General features: G+C 69.0%; 9 protein-coding genes. 6 read left to right on the top strand and 3 right to left on the bottom strand.

Annotated features, from left to right (window positions below; all coding sequences use genetic code 11):
• Together DBR10_RS19915 and DBR10_RS09625 are read left to right on the top strand one after the other, a co-directional pair.
• Positions 1 to 247, top strand: a 247-nt coding sequence (locus DBR10_RS19915) for a TonB-dependent receptor (protein ID WP_233243351.1), incomplete at its 5' end; no start/stop codon positions are given.
• A 204-nt stretch (positions 248 to 451) separates the two neighbouring features.
• Complete coding sequence (locus DBR10_RS09625; RefSeq protein ID WP_233243354.1) at positions 452 to 1,891, top strand: tryptophan halogenase family protein; 1,440 nt, start codon at positions 452 to 454, stop codon at positions 1,889 to 1,891.
• A 6-nt stretch (positions 1,892 to 1,897) separates the two neighbouring features.
• Here DBR10_RS09625 and DBR10_RS09620 read toward each other — a convergent pair whose 3' ends face one another.
• Positions 1,898 to 3,418, bottom strand: a complete 1,521-nt coding sequence (locus DBR10_RS09620) for an adenosine deaminase family protein (RefSeq protein ID WP_108506350.1) — start codon at positions 3,416 to 3,418, stop codon at positions 1,898 to 1,900.
• Between the two features lie 122 nt (positions 3,419 to 3,540).
• Positions 3,541 to 4,416 carry a LysR family transcriptional regulator gene (locus DBR10_RS09615; protein WP_108506346.1) on the bottom strand — a complete coding sequence of 292 codons (876 nt, stop codon included), beginning with the start codon at positions 4,414 to 4,416 and terminating at the stop codon, positions 3,541 to 3,543.
• A gap of 99 nt (positions 4,417 to 4,515) precedes the next feature.
• Here DBR10_RS09615 and DBR10_RS09610 point away from each other — a divergent pair, with 99 nt between their 5' ends.
• Positions 4,516 to 6,012 (top strand): CoA-acylating methylmalonate-semialdehyde dehydrogenase, encoded by a 1,497-nt coding sequence (locus tag DBR10_RS09610; RefSeq protein WP_108506345.1) that lies wholly within the window; start codon positions 4,516 to 4,518, stop codon positions 6,010 to 6,012.
• A 12-nt stretch (positions 6,013 to 6,024) separates the two neighbouring features.
• Positions 6,025 to 6,921 (top strand): 3-hydroxyisobutyrate dehydrogenase, encoded by an 897-nt coding sequence (gene mmsB / locus DBR10_RS09605; protein ID WP_108506344.1) that lies wholly within the window; start codon positions 6,025 to 6,027, stop codon positions 6,919 to 6,921.
• A gap of 7 nt (positions 6,922 to 6,928) precedes the next feature.
• Here mmsB and DBR10_RS09600 read toward each other — a convergent pair whose 3' ends face one another.
• Entirely contained in the window at positions 6,929 to 8,272 is a 1,344-nt protein-coding gene (locus DBR10_RS09600; RefSeq protein ID WP_108506343.1) for a dicarboxylate/amino acid:cation symporter, read from the bottom strand.
• Between the two features lie 196 nt (positions 8,273 to 8,468).
• Here DBR10_RS09600 and DBR10_RS09595 point away from each other — a divergent pair, with 196 nt between their 5' ends.
• Positions 8,469 to 9,425: a formylglycine-generating enzyme family protein gene (locus DBR10_RS09595; protein WP_199225326.1), complete on the top strand. Its 957-nt coding sequence runs from the start codon at positions 8,469 to 8,471 to the stop codon at positions 9,423 to 9,425.
• Between the two features lie 79 nt (positions 9,426 to 9,504).
• Positions 9,505 to 10,215 (top strand): helix-turn-helix transcriptional regulator, encoded by a 711-nt coding sequence (locus tag DBR10_RS09590; RefSeq protein WP_108505369.1) that lies wholly within the window; start codon positions 9,505 to 9,507, stop codon positions 10,213 to 10,215.
• The last annotated feature ends 60 nt before the right edge of the window (positions 10,216 to 10,275 follow it).

The following is a 10,275-nucleotide window of genomic DNA, read 5'->3' as shown; positions in this document are numbered from 1 at the left end:
TCTCGGCAACTTCGGCTTCGGTTCGGGCTCCGACGTCCACACCCTGGGGATCTACAACAAGGCTTATGGCCAGTTGGACGGCCAAGTCGCCTATGAGGTGACCCCGGCCCTGAAGATCACCCTGGAAGGCTCGAACCTGACCAAGCAGGACGCCGAAACCTACCTGCAGTTCCCTGGCCTGCCGTTCCGCTTCGTCGGCGGCGACCGTCGCGTCTCGATCGGCGCCCGGTTCAAGCTCGGACTGTAACCTGCACTGACGGAGGGCTTTGGTCTCCCCCACCCTCTGTCTAAACTTTACCGGGGCCGCCTTCCTGCGAGGCGGTCCCGGACTTGTGTCTGGCGCATGGCCGATCATGATCGCCAGAGCCCGAGGAGTTCGCCCGTGATTGATCCCAAAACCGACAACCTGCCCGGATCCATCGTCATCCTGGGCGGCGGCACGGCAGGCTGGATGGCGGCGGCCCTGCTGGCCCGGGCCCTTGGCCGGCGCTGCGCGATCACGCTTGTCGAGTCCGCCGAGATCGGCACGGTCGGTGTCGGCGAAGCGACCATTCCCCCCATTCGCGGCTTCAACCAGACGCTGGGTCTGAACGAGGCCGAATTCGTCCGCGAGACCAAGGGCACCTACAAGCTGGGGATCGAGTTCCACGGCTGGACCCGGCCCGGCGAGGCCTATTTCCACCCGTTCGGCGTCTACGGGACCGCCCCCGATCCCGGCTATTTCCATCACTACTGGCTGAAGCTCTCAGGCCTCGGCAAGGCCGGTCCGCTGGAGGACTATTCCCTGTGCGCCCAGGCTGCACGGCGCGGGCGTTTCGGCCAGCAGAGCGCCGATCCGCGCTCGCCCCTGTCGACCTTCGGGTCAGCCTTCCATTTCGACGCCGGCCTCTATGCCCGCTACCTGCGCACCTATGCCGAGCGCCTCGGCGTCATACGCATCGAGGGCAAGGTCGCCCGCGTCGCCCAGCGGGGCGAGGACGGCTTCATCGAGGCCCTGCACCTGGAAGGTGACCGCCGCGTCGACGGCGACTTCTTCATCGACTGCTCGGGCTTCCGCGGCCTGCTGATCGAGGAGACCCTGAAGACCGGCTACGAGGACTGGTCGCACTGGCTGCCCTGCGACCGGGCCATGGCCATGCCCTGTACGCGCGAGGGCGCGCCGCCGCCCTTCACCCGCTCAACCGCCCAGGCGGCCGGCTGGATCTGGAACATCCCGCTGCAGCACCGCGACGGCAACGGCTATGTCTATTCCAGCCAGTTCATCGATGACGATGCGGCCGAGGCGACCCTGCGCGCCAGCCTGGGCGGCACGCCCCTGGCCGAACCCAACCGCCTGCGCTTCGTCACCGGACGGCGCAAAAAGGCCTGGAACAAGAACGTCCTCAGCCTGGGCCTCGCCAGCGGCTTTATCGAGCCCCTGGAGTCGACCAGCATCCACATGATCCAGGCCGGGCTGCTGAAGTTCCTGTCGGCCTTCCCCGGCAAGACCTGGGACCCGGTCCAGACCGACGACTACAATGATCGCATCCAGCTCGACTTCGAGCGGATCCGCGACTTCATCGTCCTGCACTATCACGCCAACCAGCGGGACGAGCCGCTGTGGCAGGCCCGGCGCGAGATGGTCCTGCCCGAGACCCTGACCCGCCGGCTGGCCCTGTTCCGGGCCTGCGGCCGGCTTACGCAGCATCCCGAAGAGATGTTCACCGCCACCAGCTGGCAGGCCGTACTCGATGGCCAGGGCATTCGCCCCCGCTCCTATGACCCGCTGGTCGACCTGCACGACATCGACCGCGTGGCCGTCGAGTTCGAGCAGATCCGCCGCGAGCTTCGCCAGACCGCCGAAGCCATGCCGCCCCACGCGGCCGCCCTGCCCCGCCCGGTCATGGCCTGATCCCCGTCAGGGTTTGACGGCGGCCTCGAAGGCCTCGAAGTCCCGCTCCAGCCGCCACTGGGCTGTGGCCCGGGGGCTCTTGGCCAGAAAGGCCTCGCAGGCCGGACCGGCACTGGGGCAGGCCGCGACCGGCGTCCGGCCCGCCGACCAGAGACTGGCTCCCGGCAGGAAGGCGTAGTCCAGACTGTCGCGGGCCATGGCCTTCAGGTCGCGGTAGCGCAGGCCGTGTCCGGTCGCCGCCCGCATGAATTCGTGGGTCAGGTCGATGCGCGATACGCCCTCGTCATCGGTCGACAGCACCACCGGCACCCCGGCCTTGCGATAGAGGGCCAGCGGGTGGTCGCGCCCCTTCACCCCGAGGATGACGTCATTGCTGGTCAGGTTGATCTCGACCGCCACCCGGTCGCGGGCCATGCGGGCCAGCAGGCCGGCCGAGTCACGCTCATAGGCGATGTCGACGCCGTGGCCGATCCGGCGGGCCCCGGCCACCTCGACGGCCTCGCGGATGTGGAAAGTCAGGTCGCGGGGCGGCACCAGGCCGAGGGTCAGCTCGCCGGCATGCAGGGCCATCGGCACCTTCGGATAGTGTCCGGCCAGGAACCGGAACATCCGCATGTGTAGTGAATAGTCGGCCAGCGAGATCGGATCATCCTCGGGATTGACGATGTTCACCCCGACAAAGCGCGGATCGGCCTCGACAAGGGCGAAGGCGGCCAGCATCTGGGCGAAGACAAAGCCCGGCGGCTGGGCCCGTTCGACGAAGGGCTGGAAGCCCAGCACCACCGCGCAGGGGCCGGAACGCGCCGGCGCGCCCGGCTTGCAGCCCTGACGGCGATCGGCTTCGGTCAGGGCGGCGTCCATCTCCTTGCGGACTAGCTCGACCATGGCCGGAAGGCCGGGGCTCAGGCGCGCCAGGCTGGCGGCGAAGTCGCCGTCATAGGCCCCCTGCCCCGCCACTGCGAAGGCCCGCATGGCATTGGCATTGGCCGAGCTCTCGACATAGCCGACGTGATCCTGGGCCGCATACTCGCGGGTCACGGCGATCATCGGGCCCATGGTGCCGACGGCCACGGCGGCGAACCGGCCGAAGGTCGAGAAGAACTGGTCATGGCCCGAGGCGGCGGCGGCCGGGTCCGGCGTGAAATTGCGCACCGACAGGGCATCGACGGCACGATTGTAGAGCCCCGGATCCTTGCGGCCCAGGTCGCGGGCCGGAACCTTGCCGGGACCTTCGCAGGGGCCCGGCACGATCGAAGGCCGGGCCGTCGTCGTCACGCACAGGCCGTCGTCGCCGGCCCAGGCCAGGAAGTCCTCGGCATAGGGCGCGCCCCAGAGATGGTTGTGCAGGTCGCCGCCCTTGGGCATGGCCTGCAGGAACTGGCGGAGTTGGGCTCCGTCATGGACCACCGCGTCGAACCGGGCGGCAGCCCTCGCCTCGGCAGAGACCGGCGCGGCCGGCGCAGCCTGGGCCGTGCTGACCATCAGAGTACAGATCAGTCCGGCCAGCCCTGCGATCTGTGCTGTCATCCGTGCCGCACGCGCCATCATCCACCTCGTATCCACGCGTCTTTAGCAGCGTGATTTGCGATCCTTGGCAAATGCCGGATGGTCAGGACACGCTGCTTTGTGGCTGACGGTCGCCCGGTCGCTCACCAGGGCAGCAGATCGGCCTGCCGGGCCACCGCCAGCCCCTGCAGCCAGTCGCGCACGCCCCGCACCCGGGCCGTGGCCGCGACCTCGCGCAGGGTGCTGACCCAGAAGCGGCGGCGCAGCAGCACCTCGGGCACCACCCGCACCAGCCCCTCGGCGAGGAAGCACGGCAAAACGCCGACCCCGCCGCCGGCCAGGATGATCTCGCGCTGGGCCAGGATGGACGAGCTGGCCAGGGACGGCACCAGCCCGGGCAGCACCTCATCCAGATAGCGCAGCTCCGGCGCATAGAGCAGGTCATCGACATAGCCGACGATCCGCTGCTCGCGCAGGTGCTCGACCCGGTTCAGGTCGCCGCAGCGGGCCAGATAGGCCGGAGCGACATAGAGGGCCAGTTGATAGTCGGTCAGGGACTCGACCAGCAGCCGCCGGTCGGCCGGCGCGTTGAGGGTGACGGCGATATCGACCTCGCGCCGGGTCGGTGACAGGAAGCCGGCATTGGCCGCCAGTTCCAGCCGCAGGGTCGGGCGGCCCTGGTGGAAGCCCGGCAGGGCCGGGGCCAGAACCCGCGCGCCAAACCCTTCAGCGACGCTGAGCCGCACGGTGCCGCCGCTGACCTCCGGGTCGGCCACCCGGGCCACGGTCTGCATGGCCGCCTCGGCCGGGAGCCCGACCTCCAGGAACCGCGCCCCGGCGCTGGTCAGGGTCAGACCCGAGGCCGAGCGCACGAACAGGGTCGACTTCAGGGCCGTCTCCAGCCGCGCCACCCGCCGGCTGACCGTGGCGGTGTCCACCCCCAGCACCTGACCGGCAGCGCTGAACGAGCCCTGCCGGGCCGAGGCCAGGAAATGCCGCAGATCGTCCCAGTCGAACACGGCGTTGAATCTTTCACAGCCAGCCTTGCATAATCGCAATTCCCAACTTGCACCGCGGGTCGTAAGCCCTGCAAGTCCTTTGCAGTCCGGGAGTGAACCATGCGCGAGATCCAGCATTTCATCGGCGGCGCGGCCGTCAGCGGCACCTCCGGCCGCTTCGGCGACGTGTTCAATCCCAACACCGGCGAGATCCAGGCCCGCGTGCAGCTGGCCACCGACGCCGAGCTGGATGCGGCCGTGCAGAACGCTGCCCGGGCCCAGATCGACTGGGCCGCCACCAATCCCCAGCGCCGGGCGCGGGTGATGTTCGAGTTCAAGCGCCTGATCGAGCGCGACATGAACAGCCTGGCCGAGATCCTGTCGTCCGAGCACGGCAAGGTCATCGCCGACAGCAAGGGTGACATCCAGCGCGGCCTGGAGGTGATCGAGTTCGCCTGCGGCATCCCCCACATTCTCAAGGGCGACTATACCGACGGGGCGGGGCCGGGCATCGACGTCTATTCGATGCGCCAGCCGCTGGGCGTCTGCGCGGGCATCACCCCGTTCAACTTCCCGGCCATGATCCCGATGTGGATGTTCGGCATCTCCATCGCCGTGGGCAACACCTTCATCCTCAAGCCCTCGGAAAAGGATCCGACCGTGCCGGTGAAGCTGGCCGAGCTGATGATGGAAGCCGGCGCTCCGGCCGGGGTGCTGAACGTCGTGCATGGCGACAAGAGCGCGGTCGACGCCATCCTGGCCCATCCGGACATCAAGGCCGTCAGCTTCGTCGGCTCGTCCGACATCGCCCACTATGTCTACCGGACCGGTACGGCCAACGGCAAACGCGTCCAGGCCATGGGCGGGGCCAAGAACCACGGCATCGTCCTGCCCGACGCCGACCTCGATCAGGTGGTCAAGGACCTGTCGGGCGCGGCCTTCGGCTCGGCCGGCGAGCGCTGCATGGCCCTGCCGGTGGTGGTGCCGGTCGGCAAGGCCACGGCCGACGACCTGCGCGAGCGGATGATCGCCGAGATCGAGACCCTGAAGGTCGGCGTCTCCAGCGATCCGGCCGCCCACTACGGTCCAGTGGTCAGCGCCGCCCACCGCGACAAGATCGCCGACTACATCCGCCTCGGCGTCGAGGAAGGGGCCGAGCTGGTCGTCGACGGCCGCGACTTCGCCCTGCAGGGCTTCGAGAAGGGCTTCTTCATCGGCCCGTCGCTGTTCGACGGCGTGAAAAAGGGCATGAAGACCTATAACGAGGAGATCTTCGGCCCGGTGCTACAGATTGTCCGCGCCGAGAGCTTCGAAGAGGCCATCGCCCTGCCGTCGGAGCACCAGTACGGCAACGGGGTGGCGATCTTCACCCGCAACGGCCGCGCGGCCCGCGAGTTCGCCGCCCGCGTCAATGTCGGCATGGTCGGCATCAATGTGCCGATCCCCGTGCCGGTCGCCTATCACAGCTTCGGCGGCTGGAAGCGCTCGGGCTTCGGCGACACCAACCAGTACGGCACCGAGGGCGTGAAGTTCTACACCAAGGTCAAGACCGTCACCGCCCGCTGGCCCGAAGGCGCGGTCGAGGACTCGGCCTTCATCATTCCGACGATGAAATAGGACACGGCCGCCATGACCCGCATCGCCTTCATCGGTCTCGGCAACATGGGCGGCGGCATGGCCGCCAACCAGGCCAAGGCCCAGCACCACGTCACCGCCTTTGACCTGTCGGCGGCGGCGCTAGAGCGCGCGGCAGCAGCCGGCTGCCATCCGGCGGCGTCGGTCGCCGAGGCGGTAGCAGGGGCCGAGGTGGTGATCACCATGCTGCCGGCCGGGCCGCATGTGCGGTCGGTCTATGGCGAGCAGATCCTGGCCCATGCCCCGAAAGGCGCCCTGCTGATCGACTGCTCGACCATCGACGTCGACAGCGCCCGGGCCGTGGCGACCCAGGCGACGGGCGCGGGCTTCCGCTTCGCCGACGCCCCGGTCTCGGGCGGGATCATGGCCGCCGAGGCCGGGACCCTGGCCTTCATGGTCGGCTGTGATGCGACCGATTTCGCGACCGTCGAGGCGGCGCTGGCCCCCATGGCCCGCATCGTCATCCATGCCGGCGACCATGGTGCCGGCCAGGCGGCCAAGATCTGCAACAACATGCTGCTGGGCATCAGCATGCTGGGTACCTGCGAGGCCTTCGCCCTGGCCGAGAAGCTGGGCCTGGGCGCCGACCGGTTCTTCGAGATCGCCAGCAAGTCCTCGGGCCAGTGCTGGTCGGTCTCGACCTATTGCCCGGTGCCCGGCGTCGGCCCCGCCACCCCGGCCGACCGGGGCTATGAGGGCGGCTTTGCCAGCGCCATGATGCTGAAGGACCTGAAACTGGCCCAGGACGCCGCCGCCCGCGCCGGGGCCAGCACCCCGCTGGGGGCGCAGGCCGAGGCCCTCTACGCCCTGTTCGACGCCAACGGCTACGGGAGCAAGGACTTCTCGGCCGTGCTGCAGCTGCTGCGGGGCAAGCTGGGGGAGCTGGGCTGAGCCCCGCCTAATCCGCCGACCGCAACTCCGGATCCGCCGGCGGCTCGAGGTCTGACGGGGCGGGATGGCCGTTCAACGCCGCATCCAGCTGGTCCCTGTCCAGCGCGTTCTCCCAGCGGCTGACGACGATGGTGGCCACCGCATTGCCGATGAAGTTGGTCAGGGCCCGGCACTCACTCATGAAGCGGTCGACGCCGAGGATCAGGGCCATGCCGGCCACCGGCACCGAAGGCACCACCGACAGGGTGGCGGCCAGGGTGATGAAGCCGGCCCCGGTCACGCCCGCCGCACCCTTGGAGCTAAGCGTAGCCACCGCCAGCAGGGCCAGCTGCTCTCCGATCGACAGGTGCACGCCCGTCGCCTGGGCGATGAACAGGGCCGCCAGGGTCATGTAGATGTTGGTGCCGTCCAGATTGAAGCTGTAGCCGGTGGGCACCACCAGCCCGACCACGGGCTTGGCGCAGCCAGCCCGCTCCATCTTGTCGATCAGGCTGGGCAGGGCCGATTCCGAGGAACTGGTGCCCAGCACCAGCAGGATCTCGCTCTTCAGATAGCGGATCAGCTTGAGGATCGAGAAGCCGTTGAACCGCGCCACCGCCCCCAGCACCACCAGCACGAAGACCAGCGAGGTGGCGTAGAAGGTCCCGACCAGCGCGGCCAGATTGACCACCGAGCCGATACCGTACTTGCCGATCGTGAAGGCGAAGGCCCCAAAGGCGCCGACGGGCGCGGCCTTCATCAGGATGCCGACCATGCGGAAGAAGGCGTGGGCGATCGACTCCAGCAGGTCGACCACCGGCTTGGCCTTGTCGCCGACCATCACCAGCGAGATCCCGAACAGGATCGAGAAGAACAGCACCTGCAGGATGTCGCCGTCGGCGAAAGCCCCGGTGACCGTGGCCGGGATGATGTTGCTCAGGAAGCCGACCACCGTCGTGTCATGGGCCTTGGCGGCATAGTCGGCCACCTTGTCGCCGTTCAGGCTGGCCGGATCGATGTTCATGCCGGCGCCGGGCTGCACCACATTGGCCACCACCATGCCCAGCACCAGGGCCAGGGTCGAGAAGGTCAGGAAGTAGGCGAAGGCCTTCAGCACCACCCGCCCGAACTTGCCGAGGTCGCGCATGCCGGCAATGCCCGTGGCGATGGTCAGGAAGATCACCGGGGCGATCACCATCTTGACCAGCTTGATGAAGGCATCGCCGAGCGGCTTCAGGGACTCGCCGAACTTGGGATAGAAGTGGCCGATCAGGGCTCCGGCCACGATCGCGACCAGCACCTGGACATAGAGGTGGGTGTACCAGGGATGGGACCGCCCGGCGGCGGCGGTCGGCGTGGTCGTCGGAATCATCTGTGGCCCCCCCGGATCAGCTCTGCGCTCGCCCTCTTGAAAGCCGCGCTTTGAGACAGAGTGGCCGAGCTTGCCGCGTCGCGCAGCCTTTTTCGTCACCCTGCCCGCGCCGCCCCGTTCGTCCCGAGATTGAAATCGGCGCGCCGCATGTCACTAATGGAGCCATGACGGTGACATCCAGACGGCGGCAAGTTCCATGAGCCCGGCCCCGGCCCTGCCCGCCCGTGACGGCATGATCGCCCTGGCCGGCGGCCGGTTCGTCATGGGCTCTGACCGGCACTATCCCGAGGAAGCCCCGGCCCATCCGGTCGAGGTCGATCCGTTCTGGATCGACGTCACGCCGGTCACCAATGCCCAGTTCGCCCGCTTCGTCGCCGCGACCGGCCATGTGACCCTGGCCGAGACCGCGCCGGACCCGGCCCTCTATCCCGGCGCGGACCCGGCCCTGCTGGTGCCGGCCTCGGCGGTGTTCATGCGCCCGGCCCGGCCGGTCGATCCGCGCCACGGCGTCACCTGGTGGGCCCTGATCCCTGGAGCCAGCTGGAACCGGCCGCTGGGCCCCGGCAGCGACCTGACCGGGCTAGAGGAGCACCCGGTCGTGCATGTCGGCTATGACGATGCGGCCGCCTACGCCGCCTGGGCGGGCAAGGCCCTGCCCACCGAAGCCGAGTGGGAATTTGCCGCCCGCGGCGGGCTGGACGGCGCGGCCTATGCCTGGGGCGAGGACCTGGCCCCGGGCGGGGCGATGCTGGCCAACTACTGGCAGGGGGCCTTTCCGGGCGAGAACCTGCTGACCGACGGCTATGAGCGCACCTCGCCGGTCGGCACCTATCCGCCCAACGGCTATGGCCTCAGCGACATGATCGGCAACACCTGGGAATGGACCACCGACTGGTGGGCCGACCGCCATGCGGAGACCCCGGCCAGGGCCTGCTGCGCCCCGAAAAATCCGCGCGGCGCGGCGCGTGAGGCCAGCCATGACCGCGACCAGCCCGGCCCGATCATTCCGCGTCGGGTGATCAAGGGCGGCTCGCACCTGTGCGCCGACAACTATTGCCGCCGCTACCGTCCGGCGGCCCGTCACCCGCAGGGGATCGACACCACCACCAGCCATATCGGCTTCCGCTGCGTCGTGCGGCCCGGCGCGAACTGATCGCCGAGAGCACCGGATCGCTTGCTCCTGCCACCCTGCTGCCAGCATGCTGTCAGCAGAGTCCAGTCAGGATGGCCCCATGAGACGCGCCGAACGCCTATTCCAGATCATTCAGATCCTGCGCCGCAGCCATGCGCCGGTGACCGCTGACGCCATTGCGCTGGAACTGGAAACCTCCAAGCGCAGTGTCTATCGCGACATCGCCGCCCTGGTCGGCCAGCGGGCCCCGATCCGGGGCGAGGCCGGGGTCGGCTATGTGCTGGATGCGGGCTTTGACATGCCGCCCCTGATGCTGACGCCCGACGAGATCGAGGCGGCGGTGCTGGGGGCCCAGTGGGTGGCCGGACGCGGCGATCCGGTGCTGGCCAAGGCCGCCCGCGACCTGATCAGCAAGATCGCCTCGGCCGTGCCCGAGCGGCTGCGCCCCTATGTTCTGGAACCGGCCACCGGCGCGCCGCCGGCCTGGAACATCGCCCCGGACGGGCTCGACATCGCCCGGACGCGAGCCTGGATCCATGCCGGCCGCAAGATCCGGCTCGACTATCGCGACGAGCGCGGCGCGGTCAGCCAGCGGGTGATCTGGCCGGTGACGGTCGGCTATCGCGAGACCGTGCGCATGCTGATCGGCTGGTGCGAACTGCGCCAGGCCTTCCGGACCTTCCGCACGGACCGCGTGGTCGAGGCCGAGTTCCTCGACGAGCGGCACGGGCAGCGCCCCGGCCAGCTGCGCAATCGCTGGCAGAAGCACCTCGAAGCCGAGCATGCCGCCTGGAAGGCTCAGACCCCGTGACGACGGGCGAAGGTCTCGAACAGGGTCGGCCATGACGCCACCGGCTTGCCGGTCACGAAC

The sequence above is a fragment of the Caulobacter sp. HMWF025 genome, from assembly GCF_003060965.1.
Lineage (GTDB): Bacteria > Pseudomonadota > Alphaproteobacteria > Caulobacterales > Caulobacteraceae > Caulobacter.
The sequence above is the reverse complement of the archived record's forward strand: the minus strand, read 5'-3'. Positions and strand labels throughout refer to the sequence as shown.

Coding starts and splice junctions, on each gene's coding strand:
- DBR10_RS09625 (WP_233243354.1), top strand. CDS start 452: ATGGCGGCGGCCCTGCTGGCCCGGGCCCTTGGCCGGCGCTGCGCGATC.
- DBR10_RS09620 (WP_108506350.1), bottom strand. CDS start 3,418: ATGACAGCACAGATCGCAGGGCTGGCCGGACTGATCTGTACTCTGATG.
- DBR10_RS09610 (WP_108506345.1), top strand. CDS start 4,516: ATGCGCGAGATCCAGCATTTCATCGGCGGCGCGGCCGTCAGCGGCACC.
- mmsB (WP_108506344.1), top strand. CDS start 6,025: ATGACCCGCATCGCCTTCATCGGTCTCGGCAACATGGGCGGCGGCATG.
- DBR10_RS09600 (WP_108506343.1), bottom strand. CDS start 8,272: ATGATTCCGACGACCACGCCGACCGCCGCCGCCGGGCGGTCCCATCCC.
- DBR10_RS09595 (WP_199225326.1), top strand. CDS start 8,469: ATGAGCCCGGCCCCGGCCCTGCCCGCCCGTGACGGCATGATCGCCCTG.
- DBR10_RS09590 (WP_108505369.1), top strand. CDS start 9,505: ATGAGACGCGCCGAACGCCTATTCCAGATCATTCAGATCCTGCGCCGC.